Below are 25,033 nucleotides of genomic sequence, written 5' to 3'. Positions count from 1 at the left end.
CCGCCACCGCATCAGCGTCCTGTTCGCCATGCTCCGCGACGGAACCTTCTACGAGTCCCGCAGCCCTCGCCTCGCTTGACGAAGGACATAGAGGCCCCCCCGACGCGGGGGTGTTCCGATGGTGAGCAGAGAGACGATGATGAGCACGATGTCTTCCCCGCCGACGCGGGGGTGTTCCGCTCGACGAGCGTGAGGCGACCCTCCGGCTCCGGTCCTCCCCGCCGACGCGGGGGTGTTCCGATGTCCCGCGCCTTGGCCTCGTGCGTGGTGTTCCGTGCTCGTGCGAGCCCGAGCACGACAAGGGCTGGTCCTCCCCGTCGGCGGCGGGGGTGTTCCGCCGAGCACACCCCCGCCTGGTTTTGTTCACGAGTTGCGTCAGCGGTTGTACATGGGTTTGGGAGGCGCCCAGATCCACAGTCGGGTGATGTTCACGAGTTTTGTCAGCACCGGAGTACTTGCCAGGACAGCATCGGGGTGTTCCCGGTGAAAGGGCCTGGTCATGCCGCAGATGTCGAAGGTGGAGCTGTACGCGGCGATCCGTCGGGACCATCGGGCCGGCCTGACGATGCGGGAGCTGGAGCGCAAGTACAACGTCGCCTGGCGGACGGTCCGCAAGGCTTTGAACAATGCGTGGCCGGAGCCGCGCAAGCCGCTGCCGCCGCGGCCGTCGGCGCTCGATCCGTACAAGGCCGTGATCGACGGGATCCTGCGGGCGGACCTGGATGCGCCGCGCAAGCAGCGGCACACGGTGACCCGGATCTTCCACCGGCTGGTCGAGGAACACGGCGCCGACGTGTCGTATCCGATGGTCAGACGCTATGTCACCGACCGGAAGCCGCAGATCGCGGTGGAGGCGGGCAAGGCGCCCATCGAGGCGTTCGTCCCGCAGACCCACCCGCCGGGCATGGAGGCGGAAGTCGACTTCGGAGACGTGGCCGTGCGGCTCGCCGGCGAGCTGGTGACCTGCTACTTGTTCTCCTTCCGCCTGTCGTATTCGGGCAAGGCCGTCCACCGCGTGTTCGCCTCCGCCGGCCAGGAAGCCTTCTTCGAGGGCCACGTCCACGCGCTGCGGGTGCTGGGCGGCGTCCCGCGAGGCCGGGTCCGCTACGACAACCTCAAGGCCGCCGTCGCCCAGGTGCTGGGCCTGAGCCGAGCACGGGTGGAAACCGACCGATGGATCGCCTTCCGCTCCCACTTCGGCATCGAGAGCTTCTACTGCCGCCCGGGCATCGACGGCGCCCACGAGAAGGGCGGGGTCGAGGGACAGATCGGCTACTTCCGCCGCAACCACTTCACCCCGGTGCCGGAGGTTTCCTCACTGGCGGAACTGAACGAGATGGTCGAGCAGTGGGACCTGCACGACGGCCGGCGCCGGATCGGCTCCCGACCGCGGACCATCGACGAGTACTTCGCCGTCGAACAGCCGCTGCTGATGCCGTTGCCGGATGAGCCGTTCGAGACCGGCCGGGTGTTCACCCCCAGGGTCGACCGCTACAGCCAGATCACCGTCCGCACCAACCGCTACTCGGTGCCCGTCCGCCTGATCGGCAAACGCGTCCGTGTCGTCCTTCACGCTTCCCACCTGGTGGTTTACGACCAGAACGTGGAAGTCGCCCGGCACGAGCGGCTAATCGCCAAGGCTGGCTGCCGCCTGGAGCTGGACCACTACCTCGAAGCCCTGATCCGCAAGCCGGGCGCCTTCCCCGGCGCCACCGCACTCGAACAGGCCCGCTCGGCAGGCAAGTTCACTCCGGTCCATGACGCCTGGTGGGCTCAGGCCCGCAAGGTCCACGGCGAGCGGGACGGCACCCGGGCCCTGATCGAGGTGCTGCTGCTGGCCCGGCACATCCCCCACGAGCACCTGGTCGCCGGGCTCGCCACCGCCCTGCGGGCCGGGGCCCTGACCTCGGATGCAGTTGCTCTGGAGGCCCGCAAGGCCGCCCAGGCCGAAGACGAACCGCCCGTCGCCGCCCTGCCCACCGGCACCTCTGGGTCGGCGACGGTGACGTTCCTGCACGAGTGGCGCCTTGCCCACCTTCCGCCGGACACCAGGCCGCTGCCCTCGGTGACCCCCTATGACCAGTTGCTCCGACGTCGTCGCGCCAGCGGCGGCACCAGCCGAGAGGGAGAAGCCCAGTGACTCTGCCCCGCCAGCGAGGCTTGACCGAGCAGGCCGCCGACGCAGCCATCGACACCGCCTGTCGCATGCTGCGGCTGCCATCGATCCGCAACGAGTTCCCCGACATCGCCGACCGGGCGGTCAAGGACCAGATGACCTACCGCGGCTTCCTCGCCGAGCTGCTGATGACCGAGTGCGACGACCGGGCCCGCCGACGCTCCGAGCGCAGGATCAAGGCTGCCGGCTTCCCCAGGGAGAAGTCGCTGCGGACCTTCGACTTCGACGCCAACCCCAACATCGACCCGGCCACTATCCACACCCTCGCCTCCTGCGAGTGGATCAAGAAGGGACAGCCGCTCTGCCTGATCGGCGACTCGGGCACCGGCAAGTCCCACATGCTCATCGCCCTGGGCACTGAGGCCGCGATGAAGGGCTACCGCGTCCGCTACACGCTCGCCACGAAGCTGGTCAACGAGCTGGTCGAGGCCGCGGACGAGAAGCAGCTGAACAAGACGATCGCCCGCTACGGCCGCGTCGACCTGCTCTGCATCGACGAACTCGGTTACATGGAACTCGACCGGCACGGCGCGGAACTGTTGTTCCAGGTTCTGACCGAGCGCGAGGAGAAGAACAGCGTCGCCATCGCCTCCAATGAGTCCTTCGGCGGCTGGACGAAGACCTTCACCGATCCCCGCCTCTGCGCGGCCATCGTTGACCGTCTCACTTTCAACGGCACGATCATCGAGACCGGCACCGACTCCTACCGCCTCGCCAGCACCCGCGCGCGAGCGGAAGCGCCGGCCACGGCCAGCTGAAGCCCGATTCGGCTGGGCATCCGCCGCCCTCGCGGGCGGCGGTCCCATCCACTCAACTGGTCAAAGTGGCCTGGTGGAAGTACATCCGCCAGCCCGTCTCCGTCAGGCGCCACACAGAACTCCGCCATGCCCGGCGGCCCTGGTTGTCAGCGAAGTACGTCAGATGAACGATGCCCGGAGCGAGGACGACTCCGGCCATCTCACTGACCTTGACCGGAGACTCCGGAGACACCGAGCCTCCGCTCGTCACCGTGAGGATCGACTCCACGTCCCACCGCCGCCCAGAAGCCCCGAACTCGATGAACTCCGGATCCAGAAGCTCCAGGACACGGGCCTGGGAAGCACGCACCTCGGGATCGAGAAGCCGCATCTCCCCATCGATGGCCGCCTGCACGGCCCGCTCACTCTCATCTGTCATGCGCAAACCCTACGGACGCTGCTTGCCAAGGCACAGTCAATTGATCACTCGCCGCGACGACGGCACGGTGCTGCCGTCAAAACTCGCGAATATCTCTCGGCGGAGTGATCACCAACTGCCACCGGAACTCATGCACAAGCGCTGCCGCCAAGCGTGAACAAAGCCACCTCCCGGACCGCGCTTGCCGACCTGGCCAAGGGCGAGAGACCTGTGTGCGTGGAGTGCACGGAATCCCTGACGTCCACTCTGCAGACGCTCAACGACCCGAAACGCAAGGCCAAGCGTGAAGCAGCCCGTGCCCGCGCTGCAGAGCAGCAGGCACTCGATACAGCTGCAGCTGCCTGGCGACACGCACAGCGCGAGGTCATGGAAGACCGGTACCAGCTCACGTTCTCCGAGACGGTGCCCAGGGCCCCGGTGCGTGAGATGGTGGCAGCCTTGGCGTTGCTGCGGTACGCGCCGTCGACCACGCCGATCTCCGCGATCGGGTCCTGGCTCGATCCATTGCACCCCGCCCAGCGCGAAACCGTCCAGCTCCTGGGTGCACTGGTCCGGGCCGGCCTCATCAGGATCCACCCCACCACCTCGGTCACCGCTATGGAGTGGGAACCGGCCTCGTTCCAGGCCGCCCTCGCCGCGGCGGACGGTGATCCCGACTCCGTACATGTGAGCCCCCAGCTGACATCGCAGTTCTTCCCGCTGGACAGCTGCTTCTACGCCCCGTTCGCCACGAGCGCGGGAACCGGGGCCCAGCACCTGGACACCGTGCTGAGCGAACGACTGGCACCGCAACGCCTCACTGCAGGCCAGCACAACGACCTCCTCGCCCTGACGCAGGAATGCATCGCTGAAGAGGCCCTGCGCTATTTCACCTACCGACTGGAAGACCTCAACCTTCCGGCCGTGACCGAAAATCACATCGAGAGATTGCGTGAGGCCGCCTACAAGGTGGCACGGCACCGGCCGCTGGGAGAGATCTACAACCTGGTTTGGCGCTCCACCCGGGCTGCTGCGGAATCTGCGCAGAAGAACCCCCGCGCCCCGCGCGTCAACATCAGCACACACGCGGTCAACCAGTTCGAGACCCACGCACTGCGCGCTGTCACCGAACCCACGTGGCCAATCAAGGCTTTCGGCGAGGTGACGGGCTGCGGACTGAGCGCCATGACCCGCACCCTCTTCTACACGGTGCTGGATCTTCAACCGCTGGAGACGTCTTTCTGCGACATCGAACAGGGGCTTCCCCAGCCGGCCTCTGATCCGGCACCCCCGGTTGCTGAAACCGGAGTCCAGCCTGATGAGGAAGGCGTCCCGGACGATGACGACGAGCTGGCGTTCTTCATCCGGTGGCTCCAGACCTACCCTGGCAGCTGGGACCCGGAGGCCGTCTTTCGGTGCCTCGATGACTTGGAGCAGACCGCTGCCGGGATGGAGTACGACGTTGAGCAGCGGGTCGCCAGGCGGGCGGTCGCGCACCTCAAGCTGCTGCACGAGCGTCTGGCCGTTGTGCTCGACCCGCGTCAGGCCGCTCTCGCAGTCGTGGCGGCTACCGATCTTCTGCAGCACCCGGTCACTGGCAGAGACTTGGAGTCAATGCGGCCCATCGGAGCCGTTGTGCGCCAACGCCTGGTGGAGACCGTCCTCCAGACGATGCCGGAGGCCTCGGCTGATGAGTGATCCGGCAATACACCGAACCTTCCCGGGTTCAGACCTCACGGCGAAGGCCGCCCGGATCACCCGGCGGCCTTCGCGCTGCATCGAACCTCCGTGCCGTTGCGTAGTTGGTTGTGCCGCTATGGGGTGCGGTAGCGGTCGTGGAGGATCTTGACGGTCTCGGTCCAAGCGCTGTCGGCCTGCTGGGGCAAATGATGGCCGGCGTGGTCAGCGAGCTGCCGGTAGACCGGGTGCATGGCCCCGTCCTCCGTAGTGATCAGAGCGGTGAGCAGGGTCGGACGTTGGGGTTTCGCGCTACGGGGGCGCGCGGTGGGCCTGACCCGGCGCAGCACCTGCGCCTGATCGGATTCCGTCAGCTCGCCCAGGCCCTTGACCTGGGCACACAGGTCGGTGAGGGGCACGGTCTTGCCCAGTCGGGCTGCGTGTTCCAGAACGTCGCGTACGGCGTCAGCGAGGCCTGCCCCGTTGAACGGTTCCGGGCGGGAGGCCGGGGGGCGCGGTGAGCGGCCGCGCGGCGGCTGAGGGGCCCGCGGCGCGGGTGCGGGTTCCGGATCGTTCTGCCACTCCTGCACCTGGAGGCGTTGCTCGTCGGTGAGCCAGGCCGAAGCCTGCTCCGCGGCCTTCGCGAGCTGGTTGAGCTGGCGGAGCGTGACCCCCATACCGTGCGCCTTGTGCTGTGCGAGAACCTGCAGCAGTCGTTCGACGTTCTGCAGGGCCTTGCGCTCCTGGAAAGTCGGTTCCCGTGGCGTCGGCACGCCGACTCCGCGCTCCAGCCTCAGCAGCGCGTCGGCAGCCTTCCTGATCAGTTCGTTTTCTTCCGCGGTGGCCCCACCGTGCGTCACTTCCTCTGCCCTGTTCAGCCAGCGGCGGATCTCCGTACGGCTACGCCCGTCACTGACCGCCTCCTCGAGGGCGGCCATGACAGCGTCACGGTCCTGCGACGGGACACCGTGCGTGGCGTCGCTGACGGCCCGCGGGGTCGGCCGACTCTGTGGCGGTGGGGCCTTGGGCGTCCGTACACCGATGGGCCGCCGTATGGTGCGCAGTCGGCGGATTTCTTCGACCGCCGGGGTGGTGAGCCCCGAGTCGGTGAGCTCCACCTCGTCCAAGTCGAACCAGTCGGTGGTCCCGCCATGGCGTTCGGTGCCTACCTGGATCCGGCGGCGGGTGCCGTCAGGGACTAGCTGGATGCGGTTGACGTAGCCCTGCCGCAGCAGCACGTCCGGATCCGGCGTCATCTCCGGGCCGAGCACCAGTCGGGCGGGGTCCTCTTCCCCCGATGCGGAAGAGCCGGGTGATGAGAGCAGCACCCGAAGGCTGTCGCGCCCGGCGGGGTCGAAGAGCACGTCCCGGCCGATCGAGCCGTCGGCATCGCGCGCGATGGTGGCTGTGGCGGTGATGTCCTGGCCCGCCAGCCAGTCCAACAGTCCGTGCTTGATGTACAGGTGATCCGCGCTGGAAACCCCGGATGCCTTGCGGGCGCAGGTGGAGGTGTGCTCGGGATCGGGCCCGTGCGCGAAGTGGCAGGCGCGGTCGGTATACAGCTTGGTGAACAGCTGGTGGCCACACCCGCCCAGCCACGTCCCGCACCAGTAGGTCTGGTTGGCGTGGCGGGTCCGGAAATCGTCGAGCTCTATCGCTTCCATCGGAAGGACCACGGGGAGCTCGGAATCGGGGTTGCCGATCACTGCGGTCTGCACGCGGCGTTTGTCCAGGGCCATGCAACCTCCAGCCGTACTGGAGACGAGATCCGCCTCCGGTCGGCACCCGGCCACACTGCCGGGCGCCCAACTGATTGACGGTACCCCCCGCCACTGACAACACTGGAGCCGCTAAGCGTGGTGTTCGGCCCGACAGTCTCCCCTGTCGAGGCACGGGCCTCGGCTGTCGGTGCCAAGCCGTAGCGTGCGCCCATGAGGTACACGTCCACGCCGCCGGTTCCGGCGGAACAGATCCGGCAGCTACCCACCCGAGACGTTGCGATCCTTCTCCTGCAGCACCTCGCTGGCGGAACTGGCTTCCTGCAGTACGCAGGAACGATGGGTTCGGCCCGCCAGGCGTTTCAGGACGAACCGGATGCCGAGAACCTCGTCGACCGCCTCTCCGATGCCTGGGCCTGGCTGGAGGCACACGCGGTACTGTCCCGGGTGCCCAGTCAGTCGGAGGGTTTCCGTCAACTGTCCCGCGACGGCAGGAACCTGGCGGAGGATCCCGAGGGCACCATGCGGTTCGAAGCCCGCCAGCGGCTGTCCGGCCCGCTCCATCCGGCCCTGGAAGACACGGTGCGCACCAACTTCGACCTGGGCGACTACGAGACCGCGTGCTTCGCCGCGATGAAGGCGGTCGAGGTCGCCGTCCGGGACGCCTCCGGCCTCGACAACTCCTTGGTCGGCGTGCCGCTGATGCGCAAGGCGTTCCTGCCGCACCAGAACGGTAAGGTCGGCGGCCCGCTCGCCGACGCCGGAGCCGAAGGCGGTGAGCAGGAAGCCGCCTCGGCGCTGTTCGCCGGCGCCATGGGCGCGTACAAGAACCCTGCCAGTCACCGCACCGTCGACTTTGACGACCCTATCGAGGCAGCCGAGATCATCCAGTTCGCCGATCTGCTGCTGCGGCAGGTCGAACGCGCCAAGCGCCGTCAGGCCGCCGCGACCACGTAGCGGAGGGGGTGGGGGGCTTCCGCTCGTGGACCGGGCAGCCCTCGGACGAGACGCAGAAGGGATCCTCGATCATGTGCAGGTTCGCCGGTAGAACTCCTCCCACCCTGCGCGCGTCGTACGGAAGGTCGATCACCGGCTGTTCGGCGCCCATCCCGCCTTCCGCCGTCGTGATGTAGGGGAAGCGGTACCGGGTTGCGATAGGACGCGGGTCCGTCCACGGTGCGAGGGCCACCGGACGGCCACCACGAGCGGCTGCAGCTGGAGCTGGACGCGCGGAAAGCCGCACAAAAGCTGGCCCGGCAACAGAAGAAGGACCGGCAAGAGGTCGAGGCTCCTGCGGAGTCGATGCAGCCGTCCCCGGAGGCGCACGAGCATGAGGTCAGCCCCGCACGTCCGCTCCAGGAGCAGCGGCTGCAGTCGGGCAGGAAGGGCCAGGTGCATGAGGCGAGGGTGAAGGCCGCGCCCCGGCTGCACCACCAGGTGCCACGCGGCGACTGGTACCGAATGACGTGCCCGCGATGCCACGCCGGCCCCGGCAAGCTGTGCGACAACGACGATCGCGTCGGCCCCAGCGCAAAGCGACAGCTTCCCCACGACGAACGCCTGCGCCGCGTCCTGCAGAGCGACGATCGCAGGCCTTATCTGGGGTCACCAGGTACTTCACGCAGGTCGGTCAGGCTGTCACGGTGTGAGGCATGTGAGGCACGCAGGACTCTGGAAACGGTTCGGTCGACACAGCTCTGTCGGGACGATGGGTGGGGTCGATACGGGTGTGAGGAGTTGTCGTGCAGGTCATGGGGTGAGAACGGCCGTTGATCTTTCTGCCTGCTTGCTCCGGTCTGGGTGTGGAGGGGTTCGTTCCTGTCTATGTTCGCGGTGAACGTACGGGGTGAGGGGGTCTGGGAGTGCTTGAACAGGCGTTGATCGCGGTGGCGGCGTCCGGGGGGACGGCGCTGGTGCAGGCGGCGGGCACGGATGCCTGGGCAGGGCTGAGCCGGGCGGTGGCGGGCTGGTTCGGCCGCGGTGACGCTCAGCGTGAGCAGGCCGAGCTGGAGCGCCTGGACCAGACCGCTGACAGTGTGCAGGCAGCCGGTCCGGGTGAGGTGGAGGCAGTGCGCGGCCGCCAGGAGGCCGTCTGGCAGACCCGTATCGAGACCCTGCTGGAGAACCTGGACGCCGGCCAGCGGGAGCAGGCGGCCGAGGAGCTGCGCGCCGTGCTCGCCCGGCATGCCCCGCAGCCGGGGGTGAGTGCCGGGCAGGGCGGGCTGGCGGCGCACAGCGTGGACATCCGGGCCGAGGGCGGCTCGATCGCCGGTGGCGTCATCAACGGCGGGGCGCAGATCGGCCCCCCTCGCCTGCCGGATCCGTCGCAGGGCTGAGCGGACCGGTCACCACAAGCCCAACCGGCATCCGGCGCCCTTCCGGCGGGGAGGGCGGTGCCATGGTCGTCACGGCGGCCGGTGGCGGCATCGCCGCCGGCATGGTCACCGGCGGACTTCACCAGCACCGGCATACCGGCCCCCGGGAGCCCGCGGCGTGGCCGCACCAGGTCGGCGTCATCCCGCTTCGTGCGCAGTGCTTCCAGCAGCGAGCCGAGGCGAAGCGGCTGCGCGCCGTCATCGACCAGGGCGGCACCGCGGTGCTGTGTCAGGTACTGAGCGGGATGGGCGGGGTCGGCAAGACCCAGCTCGCCGCCGACTACGCCAGCACCGCCTGGGATACCGGCAGCCTCGACGTCCTACTGTGGGTCACCGCCGACAGCCGCCCGTCCGTCGTGGCCGCCTACGCGCAGGCCGGTATGGACCTGTGCCGTGCCGATCCCGACGACCCCGAACAGGCCGCCCGCACCTTCCTGGCCTGGCTGACCCCCAAAGCCGGCCAACGGCCGTGCCGGTGGCTGATCGTCCTGGACGACGTCGCCGACCCGGCGGACCTGCACCACCTGTGGCCACCGGCTAGCCCGCACGGCCGCACCCTGGTCACCACCCGCCGCCGGGACGCCGCCCTTGCCGGGGAGGGCCGCCACCGGGTCGACGTCGGCCGGTTCACGCAGACCGAGGCCGTCGACTACCTCACCACATTCCTGGCCGCGCACGGCCGGGCCGAGCCGTCGGACCAGCTCACCGCCCTGGCCGAAGAACTCGGCCACCTGCCCCTGGCCCTGGCACAAGCCGCCGCCTACCTCATCGACTCCCGCGAGAGCGCCGCCACCTACCGCAACCTGCTGGCCGACGAACAAGCCATAGCACTCGCCGACCTCGCTCCCGACCGGCTGCCCGACGACCAGGCCGTCCCCCTGGCCGCCGCCTGGTCCCTGTCCGTCACCCGCGCCGACACACTCCGCCCCACCGGCCTGGCCAGGCCCATGCTCCACCTCGCCGCCCTGCTCGACGCCAACGGCATCCCCCAGGACGTCCTGACCGGCGAAACCGCCCGCACCCACCTGGCTGCCCACCGCACCAACCCCAGCCCGGACACCACCCCCGGCACCACCACGCAGCCCGCCCCCGTCTCCCACCACGACGCGGTGCGCGCTCTGTCCGCCCTGGCCCGGCTCAGCCTCATCGACCACCGGCCCGACACCCCCCACCAGGCCGTCCGCATCCACCAGCTCATCCAGCGCACCACCCGCGACACCCTCACCCCCGAGCAACAAGACCGATGCGCCCGCACCGCCGCCGATGCCCTCTTGGCCGCCTGGCCCGACATCGAACGCGACACCGCCCTCGCCCAAGCCCTGCGCGCCAACACCGAAGCCCTCACCCGCCACGCCGAAGACGCCTTGTTCCGGCCAGAGGTGCATGAGGTGTTGCACCGTGCCGGCTGGAGCCTCGGTGTATCCGGTCAGCCCACCGCCGCCGTCGACCACTACAACCACCTGGCCACCACCACCCGCCGACACCTCGACCCCGACCACCTCGACACGCTGACCATCCGCCACCAGCTGGCCCGGTGGCGGGGGGAGGCGGGGGATGCGGCCGGCGCCGCGGCCGCGCTCACCAAGCTGTTGAAGGAGACGGTGCGGGTGCTGGGCCCCGACCACCCCCACACCTTCACCACTCGCCACGAGCTGGCCCGGTGGCGGGGGGAGGCGGGGGATGCGGCCGGCGCCGTGGCCGCGCTCACCGAGCTGCTGCAGGAAAGGACACGGGTGCTGGGCCCTGACCACCCCGACACCTTCACCACCCGCCACAACCTGGCCTACTGGCGGGGGGAGGCGGGGGATGCGGCCGGCGCCGTGGCCGCGCTCACCGAGCTGCTGCAGGAAAGGACACGGGTGCTGGGCCCGGACCACCCCAACACCCTAACCACCCGCCACAACCTGGCCTACTGGCGGGGGGAGGCGGGGGATGCGGCCGGCGCCGTGGCCGCGCTCACCGAGGTGCTGAAGGAGATGGTGCGGGTGCTGGGCCCCGACCACCCCGACACCTTCACCACCCGCCACAGCCTGGCCTACTGGCGAGAAATGGCGGGGGACGGGATCGTTGATCAGCCCACCACCTGATGTGGAGCGGTGCCAGCGTCGGTACTGCACCCGACCGTGCCCGACAACAATGCGCACCAGTGGCACCTACCAGCCGTGACCGACATGCCTGACGCCCCCCAGATATCTGTGAGGCAAGTTCCTGTTCAGGGACTTGCCTCACATGCCTGACACTCGTCTCTCACCCGAGATAACATTGGCCCCGGCGAGCAGCAGAAGGCCGCCCGCAACGAACGCCATCAGCAGGCCGTCGACGTCGTGCCCCCGCTGCCTACCCGGGCCGAACCCCGGCCTCCTCGGCCGCGCAGGAGAGAGCGGGAACCGCAGGAGACCGCGGGCTCGGCAGCGCGGACCTGGCACGCGGGAGAGGTCACCTGCCCAAAGTGCCAGGCCGGCCCGAACTCCCCGTGCTGCCCCACGGTCCGCACCACGAGCGGGTGGAGTGGGCGAAGGAGTTCACCCGCAAACTGTGGGGCTGAGAGGCACCCCCACTGCGCCGCCGGGCCAACGTGGCGCTATGCCGAAACTCCCTCTTTACGACGTAAAGAATGTGTCTCATGCCCGGAGGGGGCAGGTGAGCGGGAGGACGCGTTCGGTCAGCTGCCCGGTGAGGTGGGTGCCGGCGAGGGCGGCGTCGGTGAGCCAGTCCGCTTGCGTCAGCTGGTCGACCAGGTGTTGCAGTTCGCCGGCATCGACCGGGACCAAGCCGGTGGGGGCGTTCAGGGTGATGCCGTGGCCGTCGGGCCCGAGGCGTCCCGAGGTGTTGGATTGGGTGGCCAGCGTCAGGGCGAGCAGCCGGGTTGCGGCGGTGGCCTTGGCCTTGCGGAGCTTCTTGTCAGAGATGACCTTCTGGGCCCAGCCGGAGAGCTTGGGCCGCATCTTCTTGCCGAACGTGAACGGACCCGCCCTGTCCTCGTGGGGCACCAGGGAGGGGACGGTGATCGGGGTGGGGTTCTCCGGCCGGGAGGCGAGCAGGTCCTCGGCGGTGCCGGGCAGGGTGAGCCAGCCGCAGCCGGTCAGCTTGTCGACCAGGTCCTGCGGGGCGGTCAGGCCCAGCGCGGCGATGTCCTGTCCGACGAGGTTGCCGGTGCCGGTGTGCGCGGTGCGCAGGGTCAGCATGAGCACCAGCAGACGTGCCTCCGGGCCGGGCAGCGGGGTGTGGTCGGCTACGTGCGCGAGGACAGAGCGCGCGTGGTCCCACTGCGGTGTCACGGTCAGCAGCCGCGTCACGGCCGGCCCGTCGGTGCCCGTACTGCCGCCGGTGCGCTGCTGGTGTTGGAGGCGGGTGGCGGCGGCGGCCTGTTCGGCGCGTCGGGCCTCCCACCGCAGTGCGCCCTCGCAGGTGACGTCGGCCCAGGTGGTGAACGCGCGGGCCTTGCGTTCCTGGAGGTCTGCGAGCAGCGCCAGGTCGGGTTCGCTGCGCTGCTGGTAAGCCCGGAAGAGATTTCCGAGCTCGATGAGTTCGTCCCGCAGGGCAACCGGCCGCAGGTCGTGGGGGATGACCCGCTGGGCGATCTTCGCCTGCGGCGGGCGGCGCCGCGCGGGTGCCGAGCGGGGAGCCGGAACTGCCGTCCCGGTGGCGGCCTGGTGGTCGGAGAACTGCGGCCCGCTCGTGTCCGCGCCTGTGTTCGCCGCTGTGAGGGCCGGGCGGCCGGGGGTTGGCGGGCTGGGAGGCTGGGAGGTGGCTGCGGTCTTGGCGCCGGGGGTGGCGGCCGCGCACCTCGAGCAGCACTCCATGGCCTGCCACCAGCGTCCTTCCCGGTCCGTGATCACGGCCAGGACGACCGGGCCGCCACATCGCCAGGGTTCGGCACGCGTGTGCCGGCCGGTATCCGGGAGGTGGGTGTGGCAGCCCTGAAGCTTGCATGCGCAGTACGCCTCGGGCCTGGGGGCGGGGGCGGCGCGGAGGTGGGCCTTGAGGTGGGCGATGGCGGCCGCACGGCCAGCGGCCGCGGACGGCAGGCGCTGCTCGGCACAGGCAGGACGGCTGCACGAGATGCGCACGGCCGCACTGCCCCGGCCGGCGGCATCCAGACGCACTGTCCAACGGCGCCCCGGCACCCGCTCGTCCAGCTCACTCACCACGGCCTGCGTCATCCCGGTCTTCCTCCCGTGCCGTGTCTACGATGCTCGCCGCCGCTTCCCGCCGTGCCGGGCGCGTGTGCGGGCGGCGAGGCCACCGTATGCGGCGCAAAGGGGCGAAGGCTGGTGAACTCGCCCTGTTTACCGGCATGCAAGAGCGTCGCATGCGTTGCCCGGCCAGCACCTGCCCCCGGGCCGCGCGACTTTCGTTCAGTGCGGGGTGTGACAGTTCGGGTCGGTGCAGCTGCCGGCCAGCGCCAGCGTGCGGTCCTGCGGGGGTGTGTCCAGCCACTCCGCACGCATGGCCTGGAGCCGGTCGATGTCCGAGGCGAGTTCTGGAACCTTGGCCCGCAGTGCGTCGGCCCATTGCTGGGTGAGCGCCCGCCCGTTGACGTACAGCTCCCCGTCCCGGCCTCCGACGGCAAACAGCACCCCGCCCCTTGGTGCGGGGATCACCATCGCGCCCACCGGCTCGGCGACCTTGCCCTGACGTACCAACACAGTGGTGGCGGCCTGAGCCTCGGTCAACGCTTCCTGGTTCACCGTCGGCATCGGATCGGGGCCAGCGGGCGGCAACAGGGGCATCACGCCGTCCTGGGGCGCACCGTCAAGGCCGCGGCCGGCGAGCTGGTTGTTCTCGTAGAAGGTGACCATCCCCGCCAGCAGCGGCATGTCCTCCCGCAGCCGTTCTGCCACCGACGGCGTGAGCCGTTCGCCGTTGGCCAGCACCTGCCCGCTCCTGCCGACCGCGACGGAGAGCACCTTGCCGTCCGGGGTGAAGTGGTACTTCACATCCGTGCCGCTAGCCATCAGCCCGGTGTCGATCGCCCGGTCCCACAGCCGCATGACCCGCTCGACTTCCGCCTGCGGGAACGGCGGCGCCGTCTGCGGCTGGACCCCGGGCTGGCGGCGCGCGTCACGCGCCGCGCGCTTCTTCTTGATCCGCCCCATCGGCGGTCTCCCTTGCTCGTTGGCCGACCTCCGCCGGTCAACGAGCACCCCACAGCTGCGGACACGACCGCGCCACCCGACCGGCTCCGCTCGTGCGCTGAGCCGGACAAGGGCCACGGCCGGGTACACAGCAGGTCAGACACACGGCTGTTCTGCCCGAGCCAGGTGGCGACGTCCTCGTCGATGTACTCGACCAGGCGGAGAACCTCGGCGTGCGCTTCAGCGAGAGTCAGCCGACGGGTCCGACCCTGACGGTCGGTCTGGCCAGGTAGAGGAGCTCCGTCGATCAGCGGCTCGTGGTGGGCGGCACGGTGCGCAGCGAGCGGACGTGACTGGCGGTGGTGAACACCGTGGTCCGTTTGCCGCCGCTGTTCGGGAACGCCTTGTGGAGGGCCTTGCGCCACAGGGTGGAGTCGTAGTCGACGTTCTTCTTGTACGGACCGTCGCCCCGTGTGCCGCCCTTGTCGAGCAGGTTGACCCAGCAGCCGAAGGTGGACTCCGCCACGATCTTCCCGGCCGGAACCGTGCGGAGGGTCTTCTGTGCCGGCTTCCCGGTCGCCGGGTCGGCGGGCAGGTTGATGTTGCGCCAGGTGGTGCGGAAGCCGCTGATCGTGCGCTCGTCGAACAGCTCAGCCCGCGCGTACCAGGTGGCTCCGTACGCGGCGGCGAGCTGCTCCGCCATGGCGTTGCGCAGAATGATCTCGGCGAGGGCGATCACCTCAGCGAAGGCCGCAGAGAGCCGTACGTTCCACAGATACAGCTCCATCGCGGCCGCCGGTGTGGCCGTGGCGGCCAGGTAGGGCGCCAGGCGGGGCCGGGAAATCAGCGGTTCCAGAAGCGTGAGCTGCGCTGCGGTCGGTTGTATCTGCACCCCTCTGATGTATCATGGTCAGCAGATTCCCCGGTTCAGCCTCTGGCTTACGCTAAGCGACCGGGGTCAGACTTCTGAGGGCCTTCACCAGCCGGTGAAGGCCCTCAGCTTCTGTCCGTCGCAGACACGCACGTCAAGCGCGGTCCAGCGCCGCCGCCCGTTTCGGTGATCTCCAGACTGTCGCCCGGCGCTGGGGCGGAGATTGTCAGCAGACTCGCGATCGTGACCGACCGCGACGCTTCTAAGGCCCTGCGAACGAAGGTCGGCACCGGCCGGGTCCAGTTCCCGCTCGTACGCTGGTTGCTCGCCCCGCGCACGACGTGGCAGGCACGGCGCCTGGCCGCCGACTTCGGCGAGGGGATGGACGCGAAGACCGCGTGGGTGATGGCCCGCCTCGCCCGCCATCCCGACGAGCTCGGATACGCCATGGCCCACTTGGACGACGAACGCCGCGCTGCGGACTGAGGACGCTACGGCAGGTCGTGGGCTCCGTCAGGTAGTCCAGGGCTCGGTTCAGGCGAAGGCATCGCGGTTCAGTTCCGGGTGGACCCGGCTATCGCGGAAGCGGTGGAACGGCAGAACCGCGCGATGCGCGAGCTGTCCCGCCGTGCGTTCCCCGAGCCCGACGCCGTCCCGGACGATGCGCCGGCCCCGATCGAAGCAGCCCGAGCACAGCGCCGCCGCACCAAGCTGAGGTATCCCGCGCGGCCGCGCTGCGCCGGGCCCGGCAGAAGCGGGCTTCCAGGGCAGCGGACTGTGAGACATCGCCGCTGCGGCAGACGGCATGAGGGACGGCGAGCGGGCGCGTGCGGCTGAATCCCTCTTGGAGCATGGGCAGTTCGTGATGGCAGCCCGCCCTGCCACGCGGAGTGATGCGGTGTCAGGGCGGTGATCGGCCAGCCCTCTTGGCGGAGGGGCTGGGCTGACGGAAGGGGAACACCGCTAGACAGTGGGGTGTGGCGTGAATCACAGCAGATGCCGGGAGATTGAGTGCCGGATCAGCTCTCTCCCGCCGCAGGTAGGTGAACAGACTTACCCAAGCAACAAAGGAGGCCCGAGATGCCTGCGGTTTCAACGCCGGACTCGGCACCCGAGGATGCCGCTCAGCAGCCTGCTGCAGGACCGTCCGAAGCAGCGGAATCACTGCTCGCCCCCTCGCCGGAAGGATGCGGCGCGCCTAACACTAAGGTTCTCGACGAGTCGGGCGACGCCGAATTCGCAGCACCGATGGACACGCTCGACCTGGGCCACGGTGTCTTCCCGCCGCTTGACGATGCCGTCCTGAACCCCGGCAGCTTGGCTGACGTCGTTGACACGGCTGCCTTCTGGTCCGGCATCAGCGACTCCCTCCAGCCGCTGGCCGGTATCAGCTCGATGCTCAGCGAGTTCACCAACCTGGCGAACTTCGGCCTGGCCCCGGCCATCGCCAACATCGAGCTGCCGGTCCCACGGCTTCCCAACATCGGAGAGATGGTCGGCCAGTCGCTGCTGGACGGGCTGGGGACCCGCAATGCCGCGCTGTCGGCGCTGTCCAGCGTTCAGCCCCAGGTCCTCTCGCTGTCCGAGACCGTGAACTCGGTACTGCAGTCCTCCGCTGCGAACACGCTGGGGCTGCTGGAGGGACTCAATCCGGCCAGGGCGACCTTGTCCGTGATCGAACCTAAGGTCAACAGCCTGGCGAGCATGCTGGGACCGGCCACCCGTCTGTCGTCGATGGCTGACGCCTTCCAGCCGCTGGCCGGTCTCGGTGCACTCGTTCGTCAATCGCGGGTTGGCCTGGCCCCGGCGTTTGAAGGCCTCCCGGCTCTGTTTCCGCCGCTGCCCAGCCTTGCGAAGATTGCCGGGACGCTGGCACCGAACTGCTTCGCTATCCCGGTGGGACTGCCGCAGATGGTGCAGGAGATCCTCAGCACCCGTCCACCGCTGGCGGACCTCATCGGCGGTCACGTGGCCGACCTCTTCGCCGGAGTCCGGTCTGTCGCCGACTGGGCGAAGCGGCTGAAGCCGTCCGTCCTTGCCGAGGCCCGATACGCCTTCGACGCGTACATGAAGGGCGACACAGAGCCAATGAAGGACTTCCTGCGCCGCTGCCTGCGCCTGTGGCCGGTGCTGGAAGACCACTGCCAGGCCCTGGCTGTGGCGATGGTCGAACGCGCATGGGAGCAGGAGGCCGACCTCACCGACGACCAGTCGGTGCGCAGGGTCCTGGTCCGGTACGCCCGCCAGGGCTGCGACTTTGAGCGCGATCACCAGATCCGCGGTGCCTCGATCGGTTACATACCGGAGGGCTGGGAGCAGCCGGACACCGTGCCCGGGCCGGAGGACCTGGTGATCCCCCGCCTCGTTCCCTGGGCCCAGCAGTTCGAGACCGCTCCGGTGCGCTACGTGGCAGGCCAGCTCAACGAGCAGGAACAGGCCCTGGTCCGTGCCTGGTCGGAAAACCACCCCATGACGTGGCCCAAAGCGTCGGACCTGGTGCAGCAGGATGAGGCGCAAGGAGTGCGGGCCCGACGCAAACTGAAGCGCCTCGGCAAGGAGTGGCGCAGGCGCGAGAACAGCCGCCAGGAGCTTCCGTGAGTGCGCCGTCCGACCGATCGCAGGAGCCGCTGATGACGGTGCGTGCCGCGGTCATCTTGATGCTGGGCACGCAGATCGCCGTGGCTGCCGGCGTGCTGACCGTGCTGGCAGGGAACGCATGGGCTGTCGCAGTACTGGCTGCCGGGGGCGCCTTCGCCGGCACTGTCGCCTTCGCCCGGTCCGTGATCGGCTGAACCGGCCCGGGCGAGCAGGACGCCCGGGCCGACGCCGTGGTCACAGCGAAGAAGTACGCAGGTCGTCGCGGCGGGTGGTGACCAGGCCTCGCCATCACCGCCGCGTGTGCTGGGCGCCGTCGATCCAGCGTGTTGGTGAGGCTTCCTCTTCGCCATGGTCACGACGGTAGGGACCAGCGCCTCGGACCGGTGCGCGTTCGTGAGAACCAGCCACCCATCCGACCAGAACATCCGTCGCAAGACCCGTCTCAGTGGTAGCGGCCCTCGCGCTTTGAAGCTCGCGCATCAGGACGGCCGCCCGGATCGTTCCGGGCGGCCGTCGTCTGATTCTCGGTGAGATGCCGTCAGTCCCCGGAGTCCTGGGGGAGACCGTCGTCCAGGATGATGCGAATGGTCTCGCCTTGTCCGGTGAGGTTGGTGAGTTCGACCGCGATGCGGTCGTAGGTAGTCATGGCAAGGGCGTAGTCGGCCTGTAGCGGGGTGGCGGTGGAGCGGGTGTTCCACAGCTCGATGAGCAGGGCGATGAGGGAACGTCCGGACAGGACGGTCTGAACGCGGCCCTCCTTGATGTCCTCGACCGAGGGCGGGGTGCGGAAGTGGCTGTGGTCGACGGCCAGGGCGGCGAGCCACTCCCAGGTGTCGCGGTGTGCGATCAGTTCGGCGGAGGCCACCCCGGCGGCCTTCAGCAGCAGGACGCCGTGGGCGACCCGCGGATCCACCGCGTCGGCGGACTGCGGCGTGGCGGCAGAGGGCTGACCGGCAGGGGTGCCGGTGCCCTGGTAGGCGGCCTCGATGGCACTCTTCAGCGCGAGGTCCTGGTCCTCGCCGGACTCGGGCTGCGGCCGGTGCCCGGTGTTCTCCATGGTTCCCCCCTGGGAGTCGGTGTCGGTTGAGACAGGCGGATGGCCTTCGGCGTCGGCGGACGAGCCGTAGCCGGCCTCGGGGTCGGGCGGCTGCGCAGTCCGCTCGGGACGGTCCGGCGTGCCCTCGGCGGACGTGTCGCCTGTCCCCTCGGGCGGCGCGAAGGGACGCAGGACGTCGACAAGGTCCAGGAGCTGCCGGAGCTCGCCTCGCGTCTCGTTCAGGTCGCTGATCATCCGGTCCTGGCGGCGGCGGACCTCCCGGTTCTCTTCACGCAGTCCGGTGACGCCCGCCTGGAGCTGTTCCAGGATCTTCAAGCGGCTCTGGGTGACGTCACCGTGCAGTGCGGTCAGCCCGACCGTCGGGTCCTCGAGGCGATCGAGACGTTTGAGTTGCTCTCGTATCGCCTCCAGCTCCTTCATGGCGTCGCCGAACGCGTCTTTCCACCCCACAGTGACCCCCTAATTACTCCGAGTATGCGACCGCCCATATCTCCCCACGAGGACTCGGGGTGACGCGACGGTTTCCAGCCCTTCCCTGGCCAGGACCCTCCCCCTCTTCGCACGCTATTCGTGCGCAATCTGTACGGAATAGGTACGCGAAATTTACGGTTCATGGGGTAGAGTGTTGGTCAGGAGGTGTTCCATGTCCGAGTTGTTCGACGCGGTCGACGCGCTGGTCGCGTCACGCTCACCGCTGCCACCGGCGGAGGAGCGCAAGCGGCTGCGGGTCGCGCACGGTCTGACGCTGGACGACGTCGCCGGCGCACTGAAGGTGCGGCGGGCCACGGTGTCCGGATGGGAGTCGGTGAAGAAGCCGACCGAGCCGCGCGGCCCGGAGCGTGAGGCGTACGCCCGGCTGCTGAGGCAGCTCGCGGAGCTCTACCCCGCCTCGGAGGAGCCGACCGCCCCGGTGCCGGCCACGTTCACCAGTGCGCCCGCCGCGGAGGAACCGCGGACTCTGTCCACAGGGGAGGCATCCGAGGCTGCGGTCATGACTGCAACCGAGAACACCCAGACCGCCCCTGCTCCCGCTGCCGCTGCTCCGGCCGCTGCGCCCCGCCCGGCGCGCACCACCAGGCCGTCGTCCACCTCGCGTCGTCCCGGCGCGAAGAAGGCGGCCCCGGCCGGGACCCCAGCGGGCGGCACCGACCCGCGGTTCGAGAACGGGCCGCTGGCGGTCGTCGACGTCGAGGACGGGCAGGTGCTGGCGTACTGCACCGGCGGCCTGGTCCTGGACGTGCCCGCCAAGAGCATCCCGGCCCTGGTCGACTGGACGCTGCGCGAGGCCAAGCTCGGTCAGCCGAAGCTCGCCGGGCCCGGCAAGGACGCCGACCCGCTCATCGTCCTCACGGAGGCCGCGCTGGAGCGCTACGGCCTGCCCACCGCGCTCACCGAGGAGGAGAAGCACGCCGGGCGGATCCCGGAGGGCCACAAGGTCATCAAGCAGCTGACCCGCGCGGAGTGGAAGCTGACCAAGCGCGGGTTCGGCCCGTGGGCGCGGATCTACCAGCCCGCGACCGGGTCGGAGCGGGCCTGCGTGCAGCTGTGCATCCCGTCGTGGAACGCGCTGGACACCCGGCACTGGGGCGAGGCCGGGCAGCTCCCGCCCGCCGAACTCGCCCGTGTCTTGGGCGTGTACGCCTCCCGGGTCATGACGCCGCGCGGCTCCACCGCCGTGACCGGCTTGGAGCTGATGACCGCCCTGCACCCGCCGACCCGGGCCTCAGAGCCGGACGCCGACGGCAAGCGGCACTCCGAGCACAATCCCGGCTCGCTGGGCAAGGACGCCATCGACCCGATGAACTGGCCGCCGTGCGAGGTCCCCGACGGGCACCCCGTCCTCAAGGACCTCCCGCGGTTCCACGTGCGCGGCCCGGCGGAGAAGCTGTTCGAGGAGGCGTACGACTGGGCACGGCCGATGACCGACGCGGAGTGCACCCTGCGCTTCTTAGTCGGCATCGACATCAACATGGCCTTCGCGGCCGGCGCCAACGGCCTGAACGTCGGCCTCGGTGAGGCGACGCACGTCAAGGCCCCCGCGTTCGACCCGAAGCTGCCCGGCTCCTGGCTGGTCGACCTCTCCCACGTCGACCTGTCCCGCGTGAAGGTCGGCAAGGAGTGGGTGGAGCTGGACGGCTCGCTGCTGCCTAGTCCGTTCACGCCGAAGGGCGAGCGCCCGACCGGCCCGGCCTGGTACGCGACGCCCACCGTCGCCTACGCGGTGGAGCTCGGCTACGAGGTGCGCCCGCTGGAGGCGTGGGTGCGCTACGAGAACGGCCGCTATCTGGACGGCTGGTACAACCGGCTCCGTGACGCGTACCTCGCCACGATGGCCGACCTCGGCGTTGACGCCGACCTCGCCCCGGCCGACTTCCTCGCCGCGATGGACGGCTACAAGGAGCGTGACCCGGATCTGGCGATCGTCGTGTCGGCGATCAAGGCGACGGTGAAGGGCGGCCTGGGCAAGCTGCGCGAGCGGCCCCGGGGTGAGGGCTGGCGGCCGGGTGAGCCGTGGCGTGCCCTGTCCCGTCCGACGTGGCGGCCGGACATCCGTGCGGCGGTCATCTCCCGTACGCGGATCAACCTGCACAGGAAGATCGTCAAGCACGCGGTGTTCACCGGGCAGTACCCGGTGGCGATCCTGTCCGACTGCGTCGTGTACGCGGCCAACGGGCCCTCGCCGCTGGACTTCCTGCCCTACCGGGACGGCAAGGCGCTGCCCGGAGGCTTCAAGCTCGGCATCAACCCCGGGCTCGTGAAGTGGGAAGGCACCCAGGACGTCCTGTGGGGCGAGGAGGTCCGCGAGCGGTTCAACGCACCGGAGCTCAACCTCGCCCGCTACATCAAGGATGGCACCGTCACCGACGTTGACAACGGAGAGTAGGAGTAGGCGATGAGCCTGTTCGGGGACGGCCTGGAGGCCGCGGTGCAGAAGGCGTTCACCCGCCCGGCGCCCAAGTCGGCCGGCGCGCAGATGCGGTACCTGGTCAAGCAGCTCAAGGGCACGAAGGCGGTCGCCCAGATGCTGCGGGTCTCCCAGCGCACCGTCGAGCGGTACGTGAAGGACCAGATCAAGAAGCCTCGGCCCGACCTCGCCGCGCGCCTGGAGCGCGAGGTGAAGAAGCGGTGGCAGCCGCAGATCCGGGCCAAGGCCCGGCAGAAGGCGGCCACCACCGGCGGCATCGTCATCGACACCCGGGCCCGTATGGGCTACACCGCGCCGATCGGGTCGACGGACGAGGACCGTGTCCGGCACCTGACCGTCGCCCTGCCGCCCCACTTCGCCGCTCGTCTCTTCGACGCCCAGGAGGCCGGCGCCAGCGACGCCCAGCTCCAGCAGATCGTGGCCGAAGGACTCAAGGAGGTCTACTTCCAGGACGGCGGCCGCCGCGCCGGAAGCCTGGAGGAGGTCCGCTTCACGGACGTCCAGCACCTCGAGTTCGACCTGTAGCAGCCCCGGACGACGAGCGGGCCCGGACCACACGGTCCGGGCCCGCTCAGTTTCTGCGGTCAGGGTGCGGAAGTGAGCTCCGACTCGTCAGGTCCGCGTATTCGTGTCGGAAGCCGCTCGCGGACCCGGCACCCCGGCCCCGGGGTGCCCGGCCGCGAGCGCCTGGTCGACGAAGGCGCGGACCAGCTCGTGCACCTCGGCAGTCGGCACTTCCTCTCTCCACGTCTTCGTCCAGTGCCGGTCGCAGTACAGGTCGAATACGTGTCCGCTCGTGGTGGTGTCCCGATGCCGGACGCGCGGCTGCACGGGACAGCTGGCGTGCCGGGCGTCGGCTTCCAGGTGGAACCCGGCAACCGCAGCGTGGAACCGCGGGGGAAGGGTCCGCTCCTCGCGGCAGCGGCTGCATTCCAGCAGGTGCGCCACGACCTCCTCCCGTCGCAGCAGGAGCTCCGGGATGCCTTTGCCCTCGAAGGTGTTGCAGCTGGCGCAGACCGGGCCGCGGACCAGGTCGTGCCCGTGGCAGTGGTCCCACACCGAGGCCCTGCTCGACTGGCACAGCCGGCACAGGTAGTCGTCGGCCCGCAGCTTCCGGGCCCGCATCTGCCCGTACGGCACGCCGCGCAGGTGCCCGGTGTACGCGGTGAACTCCGCCCCCGAGCACGGCGGGCACATCGTCACGTACCCGGTCTTGGTCGGCGTCCTCCAGCCGCTCCAGCGCGGCCCCCGCGCCCCGCACCGCGAGCACAGCCGCGCCCGTTCGAGGAGCTTCTCCTCCACCACCTCCCACCGGTCCAGGAGGTCGGCGTAGGCGCGAGGAAGCCACCAGCGGCCCTCGCTCCGGGTGAGCAGTTCCAAGGGATAGGTGCCGGCGATCCAGGACGAGCTCCCAGATCCGTTCCGCACGGAGACGAGCTCCTCCCAGGTCAGCCCGCCCGGAAGGCCGTTCTCCCCGATCCGCGCCCACTCGCTGCGCTCGTCGTACGGACGATCCCGGGCCATCTCCTTGGACAGGGCCTCGTGGTACATCCAGCCGGCGATCTGGCCGCGCCAATTCGCGCGGCTCCAGGCGTCCTCATCTTCGGCGCTGCTCTCCTCACGCCACCGCCGCCCGGGGAACACGACCTCGACCAGGTCGTCGTGATCGACGGTCACGGCGGCCAGGTCCCGGGCGGCCCGGCGCACGTCACGCTCGTCGTACTGCCACGGCCCCTTGTGCTTGTACAGGCGCAAGGCGACGTCGCCGACGACGACGTGTCCGTGCCAGCGCAGGTGGTGCGACATCGTCTTCAGCAGGACATCGGGGCGCAGGGGCAACGAAGCGTCGCGGGTCTCGTCCTTGAAGTTGGCGCACGCCAGTTTCGGGCTGATCATGGGCATGGGCGGGAGCGTTGCAGACCCCTCTGACAACGCCCTCCGCAGATTCGTACACAGCCACGAAAGACCGATCGGGTACTCGATACGCGTCCGATGTGTCCGGCCGCTAGTTGAGGGCGTGTCAGTGGTCTTTTACGAGCACGGTGCCGTGCACGGGACCTGGCGCACACGCGAGGCGCGGCCGCTGCGTTGGACTCTGCGTTCGACCCCTTCGTATTCGTAGGTGCTCAGGTCAGTGTGGAGCGGACAGACGGTGGCACCCAGGGCACGCAGCTGCTCAGCGACGGTGTCGACAGAGTCGGTGCGGCCGGTGCCGATGACGTCGTAGCCGCGGGTAGCGAGCTCGCGGGTGATCTCAGCGCCCCCGGCCTGGTCCTTAACGCACTGGTGCTCTTCGACACCCGGTACATGGACGCCGCGGTGAACCAGCTGCGGGCGGACGGCTTCGACGTCCGTGACGAGGACTCCCGTTCGTGCGGACCACATCAACATGCTGGGCCGGTACCCGTTCCAGCATCCCGACCCTGCCCGGCGGTCTACGTCCGCTGCGGGACCCGGACGCCGCCGACGAGTGACGATGACATTGGCCGTATCGCGTCTGCCGTCCCACGACCCCACACAGGCTTAATGATGCTCCCGCGCCAAGCACTACGCGGGTGATTGTGACGACAGCACGGGGGGACCATGGATCACACAGGTGGCATCGGCGTACCACCTCCCGGGACACCTCCCGGGCCTCCGCCACAGCTTCCGCCCCGGCCCCCGTCTCGGCCGCCGCAGCCGCCTCCTCAGATACCGCCGATGCCGCTGCCTCCCCGCAGGGGAAAGCGACTGGAACTCCGGGTCCAGCGGCACATCCTGTGGGTGGGGTCGGCAGCGGTTCCGTTGCGCAATGTCAGCTGGGTCGAAGTGTTCAGGCTGAAGCCCGCCTGGGGCAAGGTAGGCGTCTACTTCCTACTGTTGGTCGTCGTCGCCTTCTTGGTCTCCGCCCGGTTCGACTCCACGGACGGGGGCAGCGGGGTCGGCGGCCCTGTCCCAGGCGTCCCGACCCTGTTCATCCTGGTCGTTGTCTGCGCCGTCCTGCTCTGGTCAAGGAAGCCGGTGCTGGTCGTCGAGATGAACAGCGGTTCCAGGGTGTTCCTGACCATGCCGAGCATGGATGAACTGCGGGCGATCGCAGGGCAGATCGTGTACGCGCTCGACCACCCGCAATACGAGTTCTCCACCGTCCTCAAGCAGTACAACACCACGAACAACTTCGGTTCCGTCGTCAACATGAACGGCGGCAGGGGAAACACGGGGATCAAACTATGAGCGACACATCCACTGGCCGCGGGCCGCCCCCGGTCGCCCGGTCCTTCCCCGCGTCCGACTCGTTGACCAGCACAGGAACATCCGTGGCAGGGGGGAGAACCGGTGGCCGCAGGAACGCCAGCGCCGGGGCCTGGAGATCGTCACCGGCCTGCCCGTGACGGCTCTAGGGTTCGTGCCCCGGGGGAAGTC

General features: G+C 69.5%; 20 protein-coding genes and 1 pseudogene. 14 read left to right on the top strand and 7 right to left on the bottom strand.

Features of this window, described 5'->3' with window-relative positions:
• Nucleotides 1-508 precede the first annotated feature (508 nt).
• Together istA and istB are read left to right on the top strand one after the other, a co-directional pair.
• Entirely contained in the window at nucleotides 509-2,140 is a 1,632-nt protein-coding gene (gene istA, locus ACZ6KF_RS32595; RefSeq protein WP_469241730.1) for an IS21 family transposase, read from the top strand.
• Nucleotides 2,137-2,934, top strand: coding sequence for an IS21-like element helper ATPase IstB (istB, locus tag ACZ6KF_RS32590; RefSeq protein WP_019891874.1), 798 nt, complete (start codon nucleotides 2,137-2,139; stop codon nucleotides 2,932-2,934). The genes istA and istB overlap by 4 nt, the downstream gene beginning before the upstream one ends.
• Nucleotides 2,935-2,986: 52 nt before the next feature.
• Here istB and ACZ6KF_RS32585 read toward each other — a convergent pair whose 3' ends face one another.
• A complete protein-coding gene (locus ACZ6KF_RS32585) occupies nucleotides 2,987-3,352 on the bottom strand; it encodes a nuclear transport factor 2 family protein (protein WP_469241726.1) in 366 nt (121 codons plus the stop codon).
• 153 nt (nucleotides 3,353-3,505) lie between these two features.
• On the opposite strand from ACZ6KF_RS32585, the gene ACZ6KF_RS32580 reads away from it, so the two are divergent.
• The gene (locus ACZ6KF_RS32580; RefSeq protein WP_469241724.1) at nucleotides 3,506-5,029 is read left to right on the top strand and encodes a hypothetical protein; all 1,524 of its coding nucleotides are present in this window, start codon (nucleotides 3,506-3,508) and stop codon (nucleotides 5,027-5,029) included.
• Between the two features lie 116 nt (nucleotides 5,030-5,145).
• Here ACZ6KF_RS32580 and ACZ6KF_RS32575 read toward each other — a convergent pair whose 3' ends face one another.
• Nucleotides 5,146-6,747, bottom strand: coding sequence for a hypothetical protein (locus ACZ6KF_RS32575; protein WP_469241721.1), 1,602 nt, complete (start codon nucleotides 6,745-6,747; stop codon nucleotides 5,146-5,148).
• 192 nt (nucleotides 6,748-6,939) lie between these two features.
• On the opposite strand from ACZ6KF_RS32575, the gene ACZ6KF_RS32570 reads away from it, so the two are divergent.
• The 4 genes from ACZ6KF_RS32570 to ACZ6KF_RS32555 all read left to right on the top strand — a co-directional run bounded on the left by ACZ6KF_RS32570 (nucleotide 6,940) and on the right by ACZ6KF_RS32555 (nucleotide 11,188).
• Nucleotides 6,940-7,683: a TIGR02391 family protein gene (locus tag ACZ6KF_RS32570; RefSeq protein ID WP_469241719.1), complete on the top strand. Its 744-nt coding sequence runs from the start codon at nucleotides 6,940-6,942 to the stop codon at nucleotides 7,681-7,683.
• 345 nt (nucleotides 7,684-8,028) lie between these two features.
• Nucleotides 8,029-8,499 carry a zinc finger domain-containing protein gene (locus tag ACZ6KF_RS32565; RefSeq protein ID WP_469241728.1) on the top strand — a complete coding sequence of 157 codons (471 nt, stop codon included), beginning with the start codon at nucleotides 8,029-8,031 and terminating at the stop codon, nucleotides 8,497-8,499.
• 89 nt (nucleotides 8,500-8,588) lie between these two features.
• On the top strand, nucleotides 8,589-9,062 hold the full coding sequence (locus tag ACZ6KF_RS32560) for a hypothetical protein (protein WP_469241717.1): 474 nt from the start codon (nucleotides 8,589-8,591) through the stop codon (nucleotides 9,060-9,062).
• A 62-nt stretch (nucleotides 9,063-9,124) separates the two neighbouring features.
• Nucleotides 9,125-11,188: a tetratricopeptide repeat protein gene (locus ACZ6KF_RS32555; protein WP_469241715.1), complete on the top strand. Its 2,064-nt coding sequence runs from the start codon at nucleotides 9,125-9,127 to the stop codon at nucleotides 11,186-11,188.
• 534 nt (nucleotides 11,189-11,722) lie between these two features.
• On the opposite strand, the gene ACZ6KF_RS32550 is transcribed toward ACZ6KF_RS32555, so the two are convergent.
• The 3 genes from ACZ6KF_RS32550 to ACZ6KF_RS32540 form a co-directional block, all read right to left on the bottom strand.
• On the bottom strand, nucleotides 11,723-13,264 hold the full coding sequence (locus ACZ6KF_RS32550) for a hypothetical protein (RefSeq protein ID WP_469241713.1): 1,542 nt from the start codon (nucleotides 13,262-13,264) through the stop codon (nucleotides 11,723-11,725).
• Nucleotides 13,265-13,459: 195 nt separating this feature from the next.
• Nucleotides 13,460-14,200 carry a hypothetical protein gene (locus ACZ6KF_RS32545; RefSeq protein ID WP_469241711.1) on the bottom strand — a complete coding sequence of 247 codons (741 nt, stop codon included), beginning with the start codon at nucleotides 14,198-14,200 and terminating at the stop codon, nucleotides 13,460-13,462.
• 286 nt (nucleotides 14,201-14,486) lie between these two features.
• A complete protein-coding gene (locus ACZ6KF_RS32540; protein WP_469241709.1) occupies nucleotides 14,487-15,071 on the bottom strand; it encodes a hypothetical protein in 585 nt (194 codons plus the stop codon).
• 222 nt (nucleotides 15,072-15,293) lie between these two features.
• Here ACZ6KF_RS32540 and ACZ6KF_RS32535 point away from each other — a divergent pair, with 222 nt between their 5' ends.
• The 3 genes from ACZ6KF_RS32535 (at nucleotide 15,294) to ACZ6KF_RS32525 (ending at nucleotide 17,842) form a co-directional block, all read left to right on the top strand.
• Nucleotides 15,294-15,536 carry a hypothetical protein gene (locus tag ACZ6KF_RS32535; RefSeq protein ID WP_469241707.1) on the top strand — a complete coding sequence of 81 codons (243 nt, stop codon included), beginning with the start codon at nucleotides 15,294-15,296 and terminating at the stop codon, nucleotides 15,534-15,536.
• A 594-nt stretch (nucleotides 15,537-16,130) separates the two neighbouring features.
• Entirely contained in the window at nucleotides 16,131-17,648 is a 1,518-nt protein-coding gene (locus tag ACZ6KF_RS32530) for a hypothetical protein (protein ID WP_469241705.1), read from the top strand.
• On the top strand, nucleotides 17,645-17,842 hold the full coding sequence (locus ACZ6KF_RS32525; protein ID WP_010639982.1) for a hypothetical protein: 198 nt from the start codon (nucleotides 17,645-17,647) through the stop codon (nucleotides 17,840-17,842). Before ACZ6KF_RS32530 ends, ACZ6KF_RS32525 begins: the two co-directional genes overlap by 4 nt.
• A 344-nt stretch (nucleotides 17,843-18,186) precedes the next feature.
• Here the strand turns inward: ACZ6KF_RS32525 and ACZ6KF_RS32520 are convergent, their stop codons facing one another.
• The gene (locus ACZ6KF_RS32520; protein WP_469241702.1) at nucleotides 18,187-19,155 is read right to left on the bottom strand and encodes a hypothetical protein; all 969 of its coding nucleotides are present in this window, start codon (nucleotides 19,153-19,155) and stop codon (nucleotides 18,187-18,189) included.
• 193 nt (nucleotides 19,156-19,348) lie between these two features.
• Between ACZ6KF_RS32520 and tap the strand changes: the two genes are divergently transcribed.
• Together tap and tpg are read left to right on the top strand one after the other, a co-directional pair.
• The gene (gene tap / locus ACZ6KF_RS32515; RefSeq protein WP_469241700.1) at nucleotides 19,349-21,589 is read left to right on the top strand and encodes a telomere-associated protein Tap; all 2,241 of its coding nucleotides are present in this window, start codon (nucleotides 19,349-19,351) and stop codon (nucleotides 21,587-21,589) included.
• Nucleotides 21,590-21,598: 9 nt separating this feature from the next.
• Nucleotides 21,599-22,156: a telomere-protecting terminal protein Tpg gene (gene tpg, locus ACZ6KF_RS32510; protein WP_356646110.1), complete on the top strand. Its 558-nt coding sequence runs from the start codon at nucleotides 21,599-21,601 to the stop codon at nucleotides 22,154-22,156.
• An 87-nt stretch (nucleotides 22,157-22,243) separates the two neighbouring features.
• Here tpg and ACZ6KF_RS32505 read toward each other — a convergent pair whose 3' ends face one another.
• Nucleotides 22,244-23,533 carry an endonuclease domain-containing protein gene (locus tag ACZ6KF_RS32505; RefSeq protein ID WP_469241698.1) on the bottom strand — a complete coding sequence of 430 codons (1,290 nt, stop codon included), beginning with the start codon at nucleotides 23,531-23,533 and terminating at the stop codon, nucleotides 22,244-22,246.
• 351 nt (nucleotides 23,534-23,884) lie between these two features.
• On the opposite strand from ACZ6KF_RS32505, the pseudogene ACZ6KF_RS32500 reads away from it, so the two are divergent.
• Nucleotides 23,885-24,105 (top strand): annotated as a pseudogene (locus ACZ6KF_RS32500) (Tn3 family transposase); the annotation flags it as partial.
• 226 nt (nucleotides 24,106-24,331) lie between these two features.
• Nucleotides 24,332-24,844 (top strand): DUF6232 family protein, encoded by a 513-nt coding sequence (locus ACZ6KF_RS32495; protein WP_469241695.1) that lies wholly within the window; start codon nucleotides 24,332-24,334, stop codon nucleotides 24,842-24,844.
• The last annotated feature ends 189 nt before the right edge of the window (nucleotides 24,845-25,033 follow it).

This window comes from Streptomyces sp. NPDC046379 (assembly GCF_055587785.1).
Note: the sequence above shows the minus strand (reverse complement) of the source record. Positions and strands in the feature narration are given on the sequence as shown.